Source organism: Leclercia sp. LSNIH8 (genome assembly GCF_002920195.1).
Taxonomy (GTDB): domain Bacteria; phylum Pseudomonadota; class Gammaproteobacteria; order Enterobacterales; family Enterobacteriaceae; genus Enterobacter.
In genome coordinates this window covers 109898-126936 of the sequence record NZ_PQJY01000003.1, presented here as the reverse complement: position 1 = coordinate 126936, position 17039 = coordinate 109898, and the positions used below count along the sequence as shown (strand labels likewise).

Sequence of the window (17039 nt, the reverse complement as noted above, 5' to 3'; positions counted from 1 at the left end):
GCTCACATTTGATTAACCCGCTATTATCATATTCACTTGAAACAGACTTTGCGTCAGACGTAGAATCATTAGCCCACTAACTATCATCAATGCGACAGGTAATAAACGCTATGCGACTGCCCCAACGCGACCCCTATGCTCCTCGCGAGTGGCAGCCTCACGAAAAGCCGATGCTGTTAGGCTCCCCCTCCACTCCGATCCACAGCACGCCCAAACGGGTAGCCTACGGTGTGGTGGGACTGCTGGTATGCCTTACCGGCGCGCTGGGCAATGCCATGGTTTCGGCCAACCTGCAAAATCTGCAGGGCACCTTTGCCGCCTGGTCCACCGAGATCGCCTGGCTGCCCGCAGTGTACGTAATGACCAACGTGTCGATTAACCTGCTGCTGGTGAAGTTTCGCCAGCAGTTTGGCCTGCGCGCCTTCACCGAAGGGTTTCTGGTGCTCTATGTGCTGGTGACCTTCTTTCACCTCTTCGTCAACGATCTCAGCTCGGCCCTGATGGTGCGCGCCGCCCACGGTATGGTGGCCGCGGCGCTCAGCTCGCTTGGGATCTACTATCAGATCCAGGCCTGGCCGGCGAAACACCGCCTGAAGGCTCTGACTATCGGCATCACCGGTTCGTCGCTGGCGATCCCCATTGCGCGACTCTTTTCAACCGAACTGCTGCAGATCGACGAGTGGCGCGGGCTCTACCTGTTTGAGCTGGGCCTGGCGCTGATCTCGCTGGGCTGCGTCATTGCCCTCAAGCTGCCTCCCGGCGACCGGCGCAAGGTGTTTGAGAAGAAGGATTTCATTACGTTTATCCTGCTGGCCCCGGGGATGGCGCTGCTGTGCGCGGTGCTGTCGCTCGGGCGTCTCGACTGGTGGTTTGAGGCGCCGTGGATCGGCTGGGCGCTGGCGGGCTCGCTGGTGCTGATTATCCTGGCGATTGTGTTTGAACATAACCGCAGCAACCCGCTGCTGAACACGCGCTGGCTTTCCAGCGGCAGCATTGTGCGCCTGGGGTTGATCATGCTGCTGATCCGCATCGTGCTGGCGGAACAGAACACCGGGGTGATTGGCTGGCTGCAGTATGTCGGCCTGCAGAACGAACAGATGACCCATCTGGCGTGGGCGATTTTAGCCGGTATCGTCTGCGGCATCACCGCCAGCTGTCTGACCATTAAACCGACCAGGCTTGCCTGGCCGATCGTCACCTCGCTGGTGCTGATGATTATCGCCTCCCTGCTCGACAGCCAGTCCACCAGCCTCACCCGCCCGGATCAGCTGATGCTGAGCCAGTTTCTGCTCGGGTTCGGCAGCGCCTTTTTCCTCGCTCCGGCGATGCTGGCCGGGATTGGCGGGGTGATTGCCGATCCGCGTAACCTGGTCAGTTTTTCGGTACTGTTTGGCATGAGCCAGAACATCGGCGGCCTGCTGGGGTCGGCCATTCTGGGCACCTTCCAGACCTGGCGCGAAAAATATCACTCCAGCCTGCTGGCTGAGCAGCTCACCAGCCTCAATCCGCTGGTCAACGAGCGGCTGCAGATCTACAGCCAGATGTACCGCAGCCTGATTGGCGATAACGCCCTGCTGAGCACCCAGTCGGTGCTCCAGTTGCAGACCACCAGCACGCTGGAAGCAAATATTCTGGCTTACAACGATACTTATCTTTTGACGGCAGGCATTGCCACCGCCACGCTGGTCTGGATCCTGTGGCGCTTGCTGCGGCTGCGCATCACTGCCCGTCTGGCGCTGAGAAAGGCCACCGGCAGTCAGTAATGGATAAAAATTAATGATGTTTCTGGAGAAGTTATGAGTCAGCAGGATGCCGCTAAAGAGCAGGCCAATACCCGTAATAATCTGCGCGTAGTGTCGATATTTACCGCCGCCGCCATCGGCCTCGTCGGCGTGCTGGTGATCCTCTACGCCTGGCAGCTACCGCCGTTTACCCGCCATACCCAGTTTACCGATAACGCCTACGTGCGCGGCCAGACCACCTTTATCAGCCCGCAGGTGAACGGCTACATCATCGAGGTCAGGGTGCAGGATTTTGAGCAGGTAAAGAAAGGCGACCTGCTGCTGCAGATTGACGATCGTATCTACCGCCAGCGGGTACACCAGGCTGAAGCCCAGCTGGCGATGAAAATAGCCGCGCTGAACAACAACCTGCAACAGCGTAAAAGCGCCGAAGCGGTGATCCAGCGTAACGAGGCGGCACTGAAAAACGCCCGCGCGCAGAGCCAGAAAACCCAGGCTGACCTCAAGCGCGTAAAAGATCTTACCGCCGATGGCTCGCTGTCGATCCGTGAGCGGGATGCTGCTCTGGCGAGTGCCGCCCAGGGCAGCGCCGATATCGACCAGGCGAAGGCCACGCTGGAGATGTCGCGCCAGGATCTGCAAACCGCCATCGTTAACCGCGCCGCGCTGGAGGCTGACGTCGAAAACGCGAAGGCGGCCCTTGAGCTGGCGCAGATCGACCTGCAAAACACCCGCATCGTGGCGCCGCGCGACGGTCAGCTCGGGCAGATTGCCGTCCGCCTGGGCGCCTATGTGACCGCCGGAACCCACCTCACTACCCTGGTGCCGCCGCAGCACTGGGTGATCGCCAATATCAAAGAGACCCAACTGGCGAACCTGCGCGTCGGCCAGCCGGTGAAATTCACCGTCGACGCCCTGAACGACAAAGCCTATGAGGGCCGGGTGCAGAGCATCTCCCCCGCCACCGGGGTGGAGTTCAGCGCCATTACGCCGGATAACGCCACGGGCAACTTCGTCAAGATCGCCCAGCGTATTCCGGTACGCATTGAGGTGCTGGGTAAGGCAGAAGACGCCGCGCGGCTGCGTCCGGGGATGTCGGTACAGGTAACTATTGATACCCGGGAGGCAGAATGATCCGCCGCCCGCTAACCGCCCTGCTGATTGCCGCAGCCCTGAGCGCCTGCCAGTCGGTGGATGTTGAGCCAGCGAAGCCGACGCTACAAATCCCCGCCCAGTGGCGCGCCGCTACCGGCCCCACCAGCCCGGCGGAACAGGTGTGGTGGCGCAATTTTCACGACAGCCAGCTCAACGCTTACGTTGACCAGGCCCTGCGCAACAACAGCGATGTGCTGATTGCCCGGGAGCGGATCAACGAGTATCAGGCCCGGGTCTACGCCAGTGAAGGCAGTCTGTTTCCGACCCTGGATGCCGATCTGAATGCGGGTCGCGCCCGTTCCCAGTCGGCGGCGACCGGTCTGCCCACCTACGGGGCGCTCTACAAAGGCAGCCTGACCGCCAGCTATGACGTGGACATCTGGGGGGTGAACCGCCGCACCACCGATGCCGCCCGGGCGAGCCTCGAGGCGCAAAAAGCCGCCGCCGCCGCGGCAGATCTGACGGTGGCCTCCTCAGTGGCTTCGGGATACGTCACCCTGCTGGCGCTGGACGAGCAGCTTAAGGTTACGCAGTCGACCCTGAAAGCGCGGGAAGAGGCCTTTAATCTGGCACAGCGGCAGTATCAGACCGGCTACAGTTCGCGCCTGGAGCTGATGCAGTCCGACTCCGAGCTGCGTTCGACGCGGGCGCAGATCCCGCAGGTGCAGAACCAGATTGCCCGTCAGGAGAATGCGCTCAGCCTGCTGCTGGGCAGCAACCCGGGGAGCATCGCCCGCAGCGCGGATTTCGATGCCCTGACGCCGCTGCGTATCCCTTCGCAGCTCCCTTCGTCGCTGCTCAATCGTCGCCCGGATATTGTGCAGGCGGAACGCCAGCTTATTGCCGCCGATGCCTCGCTTGCGGCCTCGCGCGCCAGCCTGCTGCCGTCGATCAACCTGACCGCCACCGGATCGATTCAGGATCGTACTCTGCCCGGCCTGCTGGACAACCCGCTGGAGCTGTGGAGCATCGGCGGCAGTATTCTGGCCCCGCTGCTGAACCGTCAGGCGCTGAATGCCCAGGTGGATATCGGCCAGTCGCAGCGCAATCAGGCGCTCTACAGCTATGAAAAAACCGTGCGTAACGCCTTTAAAGAGGTGAACGACAGCCTGGATGCCATCGCCCGTTACGGCGAACAGCTGACCGAACTGGTGGCGCAGCAGGCGGTGGCCCAGGAGACGCTGCGGATCGCCCAGAACCGCTATAACAACGGCTATTCGTCCTATCTTGACGTGCTGGACGCCCAGCGCACGCTGTTCTCGGTGCAGACCAGCGTGGTGCAGGCGAAAAATAACCTGCTGCTGGCGCAGATCGATCTGTATAAAGCGCTGGGAGGTGGGTGGTCGGCATCGTAAACGCCGGGCGGCGCATGCGCTTGCCCGGCCTACAGGTTTCGTAGGCCCGTGCAAGCATAGCGCCGCCGGGCAATATACGCACTAAGGGGTCAATCTATGCAACAACTGTGGTCTGACGTAGATAATTTCATGATTTCCGAGCTTATTCCTCAGGATGAGGTGCTGCAAAAGGTCCTTGAAAATAACCAGCGCGCTGGGTTACCAGCCCACGACGTCGCCGCTAATCAGGGGCAGTTACTGGCGCTGTTTGTGCGCATGACCCAGGCGAGGCGCATTCTGGAGATTGGCACTCTCGGGGCTTACAGCAGTATCTGGATGGCGCGCGCCCTGCCCGCGGATGGCAAGCTGATCACGCTGGAGGCCGACCCGGTTCACGCTCAGGTCGCACGGCAGAACATCCATCTGGCAGGGCTGGAGCAGCGTATTGAGCTAATCGAAGGTTCGGCTCTGCTCTCCCTTGAGCGCTTCGATACTATCCCGCCCTTCGATCTGATCTTTATTGATGCCGATAAACCCAATAACCCGGGCTATCTGGAGTGGGCGCTGCACTACTCCCGGCCGGGAACGTTGATTATCGGCGACAACGTGGTGCGGGACGGAGAAGTGGTTAACGGCCAGAGCGATGACGCCCGGGTGCATGGCGTGCGGCGGTTTATCGAGATGATCGGCGATAACCCGCGCCTGACCGCCACCGCGTTACAGACGGTGGGTGTGAAGGGATGGGATGGGTTTACGCTGGCGATGGTGAACGGGTAAACACCGCTTACCGGCCCTGCGGGAGGGGTGCTGTTACATGCGGCACCGGTGGTGGTTCCGTTCACCTCACGTTCCTTGCTTCTCTGATACATCCGAACCGGTGAACGTGCCAGGGCGGCTCAATCGCCACCGCCCTGGCAACCCGGGCTCCCGGCAAGAAAATCGCCGCTTCGCGGTCCCCTCAGCTTATTCCTTCAGGCTTTCGGGTCGGGCACCAGCCTGCATCCATGCAGGCTATGCCCTCTCGGCGCGTCCCTGCGCCTCGCCCCGGCCTTCCGGAAACGCTTCGGCGATTTTCAGCCGGACCAGGGAGCCGCTGTTAGCCTTTTATTAACCGAAACGACTCCATTGCTTCCATGCAATATTGTAGACCGGGCAAGCGCATGCGCCGCCCGGCGATTTTAAGCGGAGATCTGCTCCATCGCCTGCAAGATACGCTTATCGGAGATGGGGTATGGCGTCCCCAGCTGCTGGGCAAAGAAGCTGACGCGCAGCTCTTCAATCATCCAGCGGATCTCCTGTACATCTTCATCATCGCGGCGGGCCGGTGGCAGCTTGTTCAGCCACTGCTGCCAGCGCTGCTGCACCGCTTCCACCTTCAACATCTGCGCCCGGTCGCGGTGCGGATCGATCGCCATCTTCTCCAGACGTTTTTCAATCGCCTGCAGATAGCGCAGCGTATCGCCTAAACGCTTGTATCCGTTGCCGGTCACAAACCCGCGATAGACCAGCCCCGCCATCTGTGCTTTCACATCCGAGAGCCCCAGCGCCATGGTCATATCCACCCGCCCTTTCAGGCGCTTGTTGATATTGAACACCGCGGTCAGGATCTGCTCGACCTGCTTCGCAATGTTGACCACCGTCTCGTTGAGTTCAGCGCGCACTTTTTCGTGCAGTTGTGCAAAGCCCTCTTCGGTCCAGACCGGGCCACCCGCAGCGTTGATCAACTGGTCCACGCCGCAGGAGATGCAGTCATCGATCAGATCCAGCACCTTGCCGTACGGGTTAAAGTAGAGCCCCAGTTTGGCCTTGTTCGGCAGCTTCTCGTGCAGATATTTGATCGGCGACGGGATGTTCAACAGCAACAGGCGGCGCAACCCGCGCCACATCGCCTGCTGCTGCTCCTGCGGATTATCGAACAGCTTGATCGCCACGCTGTCGCGCTCGTCCACAAGCGCCGGCCAGGCTTTGACCTTGTAGTTGCCGCGCTTCTGCTCGTAGCTTTCCGGCAGCTGACCAAAGCTCCAGATGTGCAGTCCGCTCTGCTCGATACCGTCGTCGGCCACGGCAGAAAGAGTCTCCTGCACCTTGCCTTTTAAGGCCTCTTTCAGCTCGGTCAGGGAGCGGCCTTCCTGCAGCTTTTTATTCTTATCATCCACTACCCGGAAGCTGATTTTCAGGTGATCGGGCACCTGATCCCAGTGCCACTCTTCACGGTCAATAGTCACGCCGGTCATCCGGCGGAGCTCGCGCTCCAGCGAATCCAGTAGCGGCAGCTCTAGCGGCGTGGCGCGGCCTAAAAACGCCTCGGCGTAGTTCGGCGCAGGCACAAAATTGCGGCGCACCGGTTTTGGCAGCGATTTAATCAGGGCGATAACCAGCTCGCGGCGCAGGCCGGGGATCTGCCACTCAAATCCGCTCTCTTCTACCTGGTTGAGCAGCGGCAGCGGGATATGGACAGTCACGCCGTCGGCATCGGTGCCCGGTTCAAACTGGTAGCTCAGGCGCAGCTTGAGGTTGCCCTGGTGCCAGAAGTTCGGGTAGTCGAGCTTGCTGACCTGCTCCGCCCCCTCTTTGATCAACATGCTCTTTTCAAAGTTGAGCAGGTCCGGGGTCTCGCGGCTGACCTTTTTCCACCAGCTGTCAAAGTGGCGGGCAGAAATCACGTCGTGGCTGATGCGCTGGTCGTAAAACTCAAACAGCGTCTCGTCATCCACCAGGATGTCGCGGCGACGGGTTTTGTGCTCCAGCTCTTCCACTTCGCTGCGCAGCTTGAGATTTTCCCGGAAGAAGGCGTGGCGCGTCTGCCAGTCCCCCTCCACCAGCGCGTGGCGGATAAACAGTTCGCGGCTGAGCGCCGGGTCGATCTGGCTGTAGTTGACCTTACGCGCCGCCACCACCGGCAGACCGTAGACGGTGACCTTCTCGGTGGCCATTACCGCCCCCTGCGCCCGCTCCCAGTGCGGCTCACTGTATGAGCGCTTCAGCAGATGCTGCGCCACCGGTTCGACCCACTCCGGATCGATGCGTGCGGCAATGCGGCCCCACAGACGGCTGGTCTCCACCAGCTCGGCCACCATCGTCCACTTCGGCGGCTTTTTAAACAATCCGGAGCCGGGGAAGATGGCGAAGCGGGCGTTACGCGCCCCGGTAAACTCCTGCTTGTCGGCATCTTTCATCCCGATATGCGACAGCAGACCGGTCAGCAGCGCGATGTGAATTTCGCGGTACTCCGCCGGTTCGCTGTTGACCGGAATGCCCAGCTCTTTTACTACCTGGCGCAGCTGGGTGTAGATATCCTGCCACTCGCGCACCCGCAGGTAGTTAAGGAAATCGACCCGGCACTGGCGGCGGAACTGGTTTGAGGAAAGCGCTTTCTGCTGCTCACCGATGTAATTCCACAGGTTCACAAAGGCGAGGAAGTCAGACTCTTTATCGTGGAAGCGGCGGTGCTTCTCGTCGGAGGCCTGCTGTTTGTCCATCGGACGCTCGCGCGGATCCTGTATGGAGAGCGCCGAAGTGATAATCATCGCCTCGCGCACGCAGCCATGTTTTTGCGCCTCCAGCACCATCCGCGCCAGACGCGGATCCACCGGCAGCTGGCTGAGCTGACGGCCCATCGGCGTCAGCTTGTAAACGGTGGCCTGCTCGTCGGTGGTGATCGCCCCCAGTTCCTCCAGCAGGCGCACACCGTCCTGGATATTGCGCTTGTCCGGCGCTTCCACAAACGGGAAGGCGGCGATATCGCCCAGCCCGAGAGCAGTCATTTGCAGAATAACCGACGCCAGGTTGGTACGCAGAATTTCCGGGTCGGTAAACTCCGGGCGCGAGAGGAAATCGTCTTCCGAATAGAGACGAATACAGATCCCTTCCGAGACACGTCCGCAGCGGCCCTTACGCTGGTTGGCGGAGGCCTGAGAAATCGGCTCGATCGGCAGTCTCTGCACCTTGGTGCGGTAGCTGTAGCGGCTGATGCGCGCCGTGCCGGGGTCGATAACATATTTAATGCCCGGCACGGTAAGGGAGGTTTCCGCCACGTTGGTCGCCAGCACGATCCGGCGGCCGCTGTGGGCCTGGAAGACGCGGTTCTGCTCGCTGTTGGAGAGACGCGCATACAGCGGCAGGATCTCGGTATGGCGCAGGTCGCGCTTGCTCAGTGCGTCGGCGGTGTCGCGGATTTCGCGCTCGCCGCTCATAAAGATCAGGATATCGCCCGGGCTTTCATTCCCCAGCTCATCCACCGCATCGAAAATGGCCTGGAGCTGATCGCGCTCGGTGTCGTCGGCGTCTTCCACCATCGGACGGTAGCGGACCTCAACCGGATAGGTGCGCCCCGAGACTTCGATAATCGGCGCATTGGTGAAATGACGCGAAAAACGTTCCGGGTCGATGGTCGCCGAGGTGATGATGACTTTCAGATCCGGGCGACGCGGCAGCAGCTCCCGCAGGTAGCCCAGCAGGAAGTCGATGTTCAGGCTGCGCTCGTGCGCTTCATCGATGATGATGGTGTCATACTGCATCAGCAGCCGGTCCTGCTGGATCTCCGCCAGCAGAATGCCGTCGGTCATCAGCTTGACCATGGTGTTGTCGCTGACGTGATCGCTGAAGCGCACCTTATAGCCGATGCAGCCGCCCGGCTCGGTTTGCAGCTCTTCGGCAATACGGTTCGCCACCGTTCGCGCCGCCAGACGCCGCGGCTGGGTGTGGCCGATCAGGCCCTTGATCCCGCGCCCCAGCTCCATACAAATTTTTGGCAGCTGGGTGGTTTTGCCCGAACCGGTCTCACCCGCCACAATCACCACCTGGTGATCGCGCACGGCTTCGAGGATCGCCTGTTTTTTCTGGCTGACGGGCAGGTTGTCCGGATAGGTAATGGCCGGGCGCGCGGCTTCGCGCAGCACAACCTTACCCGCCGCCTGTTCAATCTCTTTCGCCATCTCCTGGAAAATGGCCTGTTGTGCATCAGGATTTTTAACCTTCTTTACCCCATGCAGGCGGCGGGCAAAGCGCTGTTTGTCACGCAACATCAGCGGATCCAGCTGTTGCATAAGCATCGGGAAGGTTAATTTCTGTTGTTCTGTCATAGCGTTAACGGGCAGTGCACTGCCGGATAAAATCTCTTTGTAATGATTGCTATAGAGTACCACATCGCGGGTTTTTGCGCCTTATTCAAAAAATTCGAACATAGACTTCGATATATTGCGCTATCCCTGCGACAGGATTGTGAATAGAGTGTCAGCAAGCAACGGGGCAACCCCCTCATCAAATACAACAAAGGAATCACCCATGAGCAAAGTATTAGTTCTTAAATCCAGTATTCTGGCAGGGTACTCTCAGTCTGGTCAGCTGTCTGATTATTTCGTTGAACAGTGGCGTGAACAGCACAGCGGTGACGAAATCACCGTCCGCGATCTGGCCGCTCAGCCTGTTCCGGTACTGGATGGTGAGCTGGTGGGTGCCCTGCGTCCGAGCGATGCGCCGCTGACGCCACGTCAGCAGGAAGCGCTGGCGCTCTCCGATGAGCTGATTGCCGAGCTGAAAGCCCACGACGTGATCGTGATTAACGCGCCGATGTATAACTTCAACATCCCGACCCAGCTGAAGAACTACTTCGACCTGGTAGCGCGTGCGGGCGTCACCTTCCGCTACACCGAGAAAGGACCAGAAGGTCTGGTCACCGGTAAACGTGCGATTGTGCTTTCAAGCCGTGGCGGTATTCACAAAGATACCCCAACTGACCTGGTGGCGCCGTACCTGACCCTGTTCCTGGGCTTTATCGGCATCACCGACGTGAACTTCGTCTTTGCTGAAGGTATCGCTTACGGTCCGGAAGTGGCGGCCAAAGCGCAGAACGATGCGAAAGCGGCTATCGACAGCCTGGTCGCGGCGTAAGATTCAACGCTGAAAATCTCGCCGGGGAGTGGTGCACGCATCACTCCCCGGCGCTTTTATGTCTCCTGCAAACGTGCCAGCATCCGTGCCCCGCTGAGATAAATAATCGCGCACAGCAGCAGGCTGAGCAAGGCCGTGCAGATAAATACCCCCGCCCCGGTCATGGCGAGCATCACCCCGCCGATTAACGGCCCGACCGCAACCCCCAGCGTCGATAACGTTGAAGCCCCAAGATAGGCACCCCGGTGCTCCGCCGGCGCGAGCTGATCGAGCAAAATATTCAGGTTTGGCATCAGAATCGCCTCCCCCATACTGAAGACGGCGGTAAAGGTCAGCCAGATCCACACCTCCGTTGAACGGGTGGCAAAAAAGCAGAGCTGCGATAAGGCGAAAATGGCGCCGCCCAGAAGTATCCGTTTCGGCAGGTTAATCTGCGCCATAAACCGCACAATCAGGCTTTGAAACACCAGCACGGTGCAGGCATTGGTAACCAGAATCAGGGTGATGAGCTTCACCGCCCCGTTGCCATCAAGTAGCATCAGATACTGCGGCAGTACGGCTTCATAATGGATAAAAACGATACTGCACAAGATGCTACACAGCAGCGCCGCAACATAGATTCGGTCTTTGGCGATAATCCCCATCATCTGATGCAGCCTGATGGCCGGCGCGCTGCCGGACTGTGGCTCACCCACCAGTTTCCCCGCCGGGATAAACAGCAGTACATAAACGAAAAATGGCAGATAGGTTAAGCCCGTGATCAGGAAAGTCCCCTTCTGGGATGTCAGGCCAAAGACCAGCCCCACCAGCGGGCCAAACACCGCCGCGACGTTGATCAGGTAGTAGCGCATTTGCAGGGCCAGCGCCCGGCGACGGCGGTCACCCAGCAGATCGCTCATCAGCGCGCGCACCGGGGGATCGACCCAGGCAAAGCACACCCCGATGATCATCAGGCCGGTGATAAACAGCCCCATCCCGCTCGCCTGCGCCAGCGTGATATAACCCACGGCAGAGAACCCGCACCCCAACAGAAGGATTACCCGCCGCCCCATGCGGTCCGAAATCTGCCCGCCGTACATGCCGAGCACCACGGAGATCAGGGCGCTGCTGGTCATCGCCACGCCAATGGCGATGGGAGACATATGGTAATTCTGGGTCATGATCACGGCGATAAAGGGCCATGCCATAAAATAGCTAAACCGTATGACGAAGGTAAAAAAGAGCAGCGCGTGTACGGTTGCAGGAAATGTTTTTAGCGTCTGAAAAAGCCCCGGTGCCGCGCAGATTTCAGCGGCGGGTTTGGTTGTCATAGGTTGTCCTGTTGGTTATTTTTAATTGTTCTGTTGGCCACGAAATATACCTGGCTAACTAGTAATAAATTTAATTACCCGCAGGTGCAATAAAAAACTTAACAAAAAGTTAATAGTTTTTTTTATCTTGAAATTGTGAATTTTACTTTTGCAGGATTTTTTTCAGCGGTGCTTGACTCGCGTTCAGCGTGCAGTATTATCTCTCATTAGAGAATTTTATCTCACATGCGGGAATCAGGTATGAACAATCAGGACTACAGGGAAAAGCTGGCGGCACGTCTGGCCGCGCTACGCCTGCAGCATAACCGTTCGCTGGAGGATCTCTCCGCAGCGTCGGGAATAAGCAGAGCCTCACTGTCACGCATTGAACGGGGTGAAGTCAGCCCCACCGCGGAAGTGCTCAACCAGCTCTGCAGCGTATACGGCATGACCATGTCCCGGCTGATCAGCGAGGTTGAGCAGGTCGCCGATAACCTGTTCCGGGCCAGGGAGCAGAGCCTGTGGCATGATGAACACAGCGGGTTTGAGCGGCGTCTGTTAATACCACCGTCTAACGCTTTCCGCTGCGAAATGATTGACGGGAAATTACGTCCGGGTGCTTTTATTGAATATCTTCAGCCACCGGTTCAGGGGCTGGAGCAATATATCTGGTTACATGCAGGGGAGTTGATTATTACCATGAATGCGGAAACCTGGCATCTGAAAAAAGGTGACAGTTTACGTTTTCATTTATCGGGAACCTCATCATTCAGGGCACATGAAAATCTTGGCGCCCACTATATTCTGGTGGTATGTAAATCATGATTGAATATAAATGTCTGACTGCTGACGAGGCACGTCAACGCTTCTCAGAATTAGGTGATGTTTTGCAGGCGTGCGTAAAAGATGGCGCGAGTGTCGGTTTTATCGATCCCACCGACCGTCCTGCCATCGATCGTTTCTGGCAGGAAAAAATAGATAGCCTTGCGCGCCGCGATTGCGATCTTTTCATCGCCCTGGATAACGGCACGGCAGCCGGTACCGTCATGGTTAACTATTGCGCCACGCCTAATGGCCGCCACCGGGCAGAAATGACCAAGCTGCTGGTTCACCCACAATCACGTCGCCAGGGAATTGCACGAGCGCTGATGATGCAGGCAGAACAGTTGGCCTGGGAAAAGGGACTCGTTTTGCTGGTGCTGGATACACGCAGTGGCGACGTGGCCAGCGATCTCTACCGCTCGCTTGGCTGGCAGACCGCGGGGTCGATTCCGTTTTATGCGCAGTCGGTTGAAAACACCCTGGATTCGACCACATACATGTACAAAGTTAACGAAAACGCAAAAGCCGCTATCGCCAGCCCGTTGACCGCGTAAGTTTGCCCCTCTCACCGCCCGGTGGGAGGTTTTTGCTTTTCAGCCCTCACCACCCTTTTTCCAGCACCGCAATATTCTTTCCGTCCCGGCGTTCGAGGTCAAAACTGTCTACCGACAGCAGGATCAGTCTGAGCCCCCGGCCATTTTCTGCGAGCAGCGTGTCGTCATCAAACGCCTCATTACGCGCCTCGGCCAGGCGTTCAGCGGGAAAAGGCGTCCCTGCATCGGTAAAGCGCAGGGTCACGCCAGCGTCCGCGGCGATAAAGGTCACGTTAAAAAGCTGGCATTGATCCTCGTGCAGCGCATAGCGGATGATATTGGTCGCCGTCTCGCAGGCGGCGAGATCCAGCGCAAAGCGCCAGGTTTCGTCCACGGGCAGCGAGGCCATCTGTTGCGCCAGCCACTCCGCCAGCGGCGAGAGCGAACTTAACGCGGCCGAAAGCGCAATCTCGTGAGCCACGACCATATCATTGATTCAGCTGCGCCAGCGCCGCGGCGCGGTCCGGACAGATGCGGAAAATGCGATCCATCCGGGTCAGGGTAAACATGTTGCGGATGCCGGGGTTCAGCGCGCAGAGTACCATATCGCCTTTACCGTTCATCATTTTCAGCAGGGAGACCAGGGTCCCCAGACCGCTACTGTCGATAAAATCGATTTTGCTGAAGTCGACGATCAGGGCTTTGCGATCTTCACCGATCTCGCGGGTAATCGCCTCCTTAAACGCCGCCGCCACCGAGGCATCCAGCCGGCGCACCGCCGGGGTCATAATGTTCACATTGGGCTGCCGCTCTGTATCAATATTCATTGCTCTTCTCCTTTACGCTCAATCACTAAGAGTGAAACATCATCGGCCATCGATGATTGCTCCTGGTTTTCCCCGCTACGCCAGTGAATAAGGTGCCGGGCAAACTGCGCCAGGAGATCGTTCAGCCCGAGGGTGGCCCCGTGCCTCAGCGCCTCCTGCAGCCGCTGCGGGCCAAACTGTTCCCCGGTGAGGTTTTCACATTCGGTAATGCCGTCGCTGAACAGGCAGAGCCGCTCGCCTGCCGCCAGCGTGAAGTCAACATCCGTCCAGCTGAGATCCGGCATCAATCCTACCGGCGCTCCGCCGCTGCCGACGGCTCTGACCTCTCCGTCCGGGCTGACGATAAAGGGGGTCGGGTGACCGGCCTGGCACAGTTTCCCCTCGCCGGTATCAAGATCAATGACGCCGTAAATCATAGTGAAATAGCTGACTATCTCTACCTCATCGCTGCAAAAACGGCCGTTGAGGATGCGCACCACCTCGGCGGGCGACGCCACCTCGTCGTCGTCGGTAAAGAGAAAGCGCTCTACCGCCCTGCCGTGCAAAAACTGGCGGGCCACCGCGAGGGACATCATTGCCGCCCCTACGCCGTGGCCGGAGACGTCCACACAGTAAAAGCCCAGATGGTTATCCAGCGGGAAGACGTTAAAGATATCCCCGGAAACCCAGGCCGAGGGCAGAAAGAGCCAGTCGGAAAAGTAGTCCCGGTAGCGCTGCTGGTGCGCGGGCAGCACCGACTGCTGGATACGTGCCGCCACCTCGAGATCTTGTTCAATCTGGCGCAGGGCCTCACTAAGGCGGGCGTTGCGGGCGGCGAGGGTCGCCTCCAGGGAGAGAATACGCGCCCCCGCATGCAGCCGCGCCCGCAGTTCGCTCTGCTCGACAGGCTTGCTGAGAAAGTCATCCGCACCAGCGTCAAACCCCAGCGTCAGATCGTCTGGATTTTCACGGCCGGTAAGGAGAATGACATAGATATAGTGACCAATCTGGCGGCTGCGGATTTCCCGGCACAGCGTCAGGCCATCCATCTCCGGCATTTCCCAGTCGCTGATGACCAGACTGACCGGCTGGCTTTCGAGGATCTGCAGCGCGGCGAGGCCGTTTTCCGCCTCGCTGACCTTATAGCCCCACTGCGCCAGCATCCGGCTCAGCAGCCGACGATAGACCAGCGAATCTTCCACAATCAGTACATGCTGCGCCACTCTCGCCCCCTAAAGCGGTAAGAACCAGATAAGGCTAACCGTTCCTTCACGAAACTTACCGTTGCCGCTCTGGTGGCCGGGATAACGGGTGCCGGAATAGTTGGCATACTGAACGGAGAATGAGCCTGGCGTATAGCCTGCATAGCCGAAGCTGTAGCTGTAATCGCCGTTCCAGGGCTGTTGCTGGCTGCTGTCCGGGAACCAGAACGCCGTGGCGCGCACAAAGAAATGTTGTTTGAAGGTGTAACCGCACCCACCCAGCATCACGTTTTTGTTTTTGCGGATGTCGTTGCTCTCCAGATCGTAGTAGCGCGGTACCCAGCTGTAGCCCACCTGGCAGATAATGGAGTCACCTTTGTTGATCAACAGCGTATTCTCCACCGGTTTCGGCAGCGAGAATTTGTAGGCCAGGGTTACCGCCCCCTGCTCGAAATAGGTGTGACGACCGCTGCCCGAGGTCCAGAAGCGGTTATCCCCGTAATTGCTGTACACCAGGCTAAGGGTATTGGCGTGCCAGTCGTCGTAGCCGAAGCTGTAGCGAAAGTCAGCGGTATAGCGGCTGGTGTCGGTGACCGGTAGACGCGACGTGACGTTGGCAAACCAGTAGCTGTAAGGGGAATATTGCAGACTCAGGTTCAGCGTCTGGTTATATTTTCGCTTCTGCTCCGCGCTGTCTGAGCTGTTGGGGATAGTCATCCACTGCTCTTTCAGGCCCGAGCTAAAGCTCAGCGCGCCGGAAAAAACATCCTCATTGCCTGAGAAAAGCCGCCCCCAGCGGCTGGTAAATACCCCCGCCTGCACCGGCTCGCCGTTGTTGTCGCGCAGTGTCCCGGCATCCTCCTTCGGCGCCGCCTCTGCGCCGATGGCAATGCACAAGAGTGCGCAGGCCAGCAAATATCTCTCCCGCATCTCCCCTTCCTTAGTTAGGTATCCAGCGTGCGGCGACGTTATATTTCGCCAGTAGCCACAGCACACCAAGCGCCGCTGCATGTACAAAGGTGTTTACTATCCAGTCCTGACGCCACAGATCGAAGGTCACAAACTGGCTTACCGCGAGCACGACGTAGACGTGCAAAATAAAGGTATAAAGCGAGCGCTGGCCGAGCGGGATAAGAAACCAGCCTGCCAGCCGGTAAAGAGGTTGCCAGCACCAGGTCAGGAGGAGATAGACCGTCACCATCAGGCAGATATCGTTCAGCACCCTCACCGGGCCCAGCCCGTTTTTTGCCGCCCAGGTATGGTAAAAAGCGTTGAAGTCCGCCGCAGGGATGGTATGCATCAGGAGCGCGGGCGGCATAAAGGGGTTGGTATGATTCTGGGCGACAAAACCGAGGGCCAGTGCAATCACCACCAGCGCCGCGACCACCACTTTGCCAGCGGGGGTGCGAGCGAAAGAGAGCAGCTCCTCTTTATACCAGCCGCAACTCATTCCCAGCACAAAAATAAACTGCCACGCCAGCAGCGGAAAGGCGAACTCAAACTGCGACGGGGTTATCCGTACCGGCCAGCGCTGCCAGCAGCAGTAAACCAGCAGCGAAAGGCCCAGCAGCCAGTACACTTTATCCCTTTGCAACATGCCTAAAAACAAAGGGCTTAACAGCAGGAGAAAGATATAGAGCCCTAAAATTTGCGTCTGGTGAGGACCAATTTGCAGATAGAGAACAATGTTAAACCAGGTCTCTTTTATCTGCGGCGTCACCGGATAAAGGGACCAGGTGGTTCCCGAAAAACGGTCGGTAAAATGGGTCACTTCAAAAACGTTTATAAAAGGCAAATACCCCAGCAACAGAAAGGATAAAATGATAATAATATTTACCCGGTATATTTTCCACGCCCTGAGGTAAAGCCCCCAGGAAATAGTGAGCAAGACAACTTTTTGTAATCTGGCACGATTTAACATCCCCAGCATAAATCCGGAAAGAATGACAAATCCTTCCGCACCGGTCGTCAGACCAAAACGCTCCCAGGTAAATATATTAAATATCGACATCACCTCTGTATGCGCCACCACCATCATTACCAGCGCAATTCCGCGCATAAAATCAATACGCAGATCGCGATTCCCGGCAAGAGAATAGCGCCATGCCCTTGATTTTATGTTTTCTTCTTGCGGTATTGCAGGCGCAATCTGGCTCATAGGGAGTCCTGTTAATGATCCTGAAAAAGCATCGTGCTAATAATTTAGATAGCGTAAATGCCTTCATCTGGCAATTATTGCGGTACGCAGGAAAAAACCTTATTAATAA

General features: G+C 58.2%; 14 protein-coding genes. 7 read left to right on the top strand and 7 right to left on the bottom strand.

Annotated features, from left to right (window positions below):
- Positions 1–110 precede the first annotated feature (110 nt).
- The 4 genes from C3406_RS09055 to C3406_RS09040 all read left to right on the top strand — a co-directional run bounded on the left by C3406_RS09055 (position 111) and on the right by C3406_RS09040 (position 5008).
- A complete protein-coding gene (locus C3406_RS09055; protein ID WP_476629933.1) occupies positions 111–1763 on the top strand; it encodes an MFS transporter in 1653 nt (550 codons plus the stop codon).
- Positions 1764–1796: 33 nt separating this feature from the next.
- Positions 1797–2876 (top strand): HlyD family secretion protein, encoded by a 1080-nt coding sequence (locus C3406_RS09050; RefSeq protein WP_103822137.1) that lies wholly within the window; start codon positions 1797–1799, stop codon positions 2874–2876.
- Positions 2873–4252, top strand: coding sequence for an efflux transporter outer membrane subunit (locus tag C3406_RS09045; RefSeq protein WP_103822138.1), 1380 nt, complete (start codon positions 2873–2875; stop codon positions 4250–4252). The genes C3406_RS09050 and C3406_RS09045 overlap by 4 nt, the downstream gene beginning before the upstream one ends.
- A 96-nt stretch (positions 4253–4348) precedes the next feature.
- Positions 4349–5008, top strand: coding sequence for an O-methyltransferase (locus tag C3406_RS09040; protein WP_103822139.1), 660 nt, complete (start codon positions 4349–4351; stop codon positions 5006–5008).
- Between the two features lie 401 nt (positions 5009–5409).
- Here C3406_RS09040 and hrpA read toward each other — a convergent pair whose 3' ends face one another.
- Positions 5410–9312 carry an ATP-dependent RNA helicase HrpA gene (gene hrpA / locus C3406_RS09035; protein ID WP_103822140.1) on the bottom strand — a complete coding sequence of 1301 codons (3903 nt, stop codon included), beginning with the start codon at positions 9310–9312 and terminating at the stop codon, positions 5410–5412.
- Between the two features lie 202 nt (positions 9313–9514).
- Between hrpA and azoR the strand changes: the two genes are divergently transcribed.
- Entirely contained in the window at positions 9515–10120 is a 606-nt protein-coding gene (azoR, locus tag C3406_RS09030; RefSeq protein WP_103179784.1) for an FMN-dependent NADH-azoreductase, read from the top strand.
- Positions 10121–10176: 56 nt separating this feature from the next.
- Here azoR and C3406_RS09025 read toward each other — a convergent pair whose 3' ends face one another.
- Positions 10177–11430, bottom strand: coding sequence for an MFS transporter (locus C3406_RS09025; protein ID WP_103822141.1), 1254 nt, complete (start codon positions 11428–11430; stop codon positions 10177–10179).
- Positions 11431–11670: 240 nt separating this feature from the next.
- Here C3406_RS09025 and C3406_RS09020 point away from each other — a divergent pair, with 240 nt between their 5' ends.
- Both C3406_RS09020 and C3406_RS09015 read left to right on the top strand, forming a co-directional pair.
- Positions 11671–12234, top strand: a complete 564-nt coding sequence (locus C3406_RS09020; protein ID WP_103822142.1) for a helix-turn-helix domain-containing protein — start codon at positions 11671–11673, stop codon at positions 12232–12234.
- The gene (locus C3406_RS09015; RefSeq protein ID WP_103822143.1) at positions 12231–12785 is read left to right on the top strand and encodes a GNAT family N-acetyltransferase; all 555 of its coding nucleotides are present in this window, start codon (positions 12231–12233) and stop codon (positions 12783–12785) included. The genes C3406_RS09020 and C3406_RS09015 overlap by 4 nt, the downstream gene beginning before the upstream one ends.
- A gap of 46 nt (positions 12786–12831) precedes the next feature.
- On the opposite strand, the gene C3406_RS09010 is transcribed toward C3406_RS09015, so the two are convergent.
- The 5 genes from C3406_RS09010 to opgC all read right to left on the bottom strand — a co-directional run bounded on the left by C3406_RS09010 (position 12832) and on the right by opgC (position 16930).
- A complete protein-coding gene (locus C3406_RS09010; RefSeq protein ID WP_103822144.1) occupies positions 12832–13251 on the bottom strand; it encodes an ATP-binding protein in 420 nt (139 codons plus the stop codon).
- Between the two features lies 1 nt (position 13252).
- Positions 13253–13591: an STAS domain-containing protein gene (locus tag C3406_RS09005; protein ID WP_103822145.1), complete on the bottom strand. Its 339-nt coding sequence runs from the start codon at positions 13589–13591 to the stop codon at positions 13253–13255.
- Positions 13588–14733, bottom strand: a complete 1146-nt coding sequence (locus C3406_RS09000; protein ID WP_233210560.1) for a PP2C family protein-serine/threonine phosphatase — start codon at positions 14731–14733, stop codon at positions 13588–13590. The genes C3406_RS09005 and C3406_RS09000 overlap by 4 nt, the downstream gene beginning before the upstream one ends.
- Before the next feature lie 69 nt (positions 14734–14802).
- A complete protein-coding gene (locus C3406_RS08995; RefSeq protein WP_103822146.1) occupies positions 14803–15702 on the bottom strand; it encodes a hypothetical protein in 900 nt (299 codons plus the stop codon).
- Between the two features lie 10 nt (positions 15703–15712).
- Complete coding sequence (gene opgC / locus C3406_RS08990; RefSeq protein ID WP_103822147.1) at positions 15713–16930, bottom strand: OpgC domain-containing protein; 1218 nt, start codon at positions 16928–16930, stop codon at positions 15713–15715.
- Positions 16931–17039: the final 109 nt, after the last annotated feature.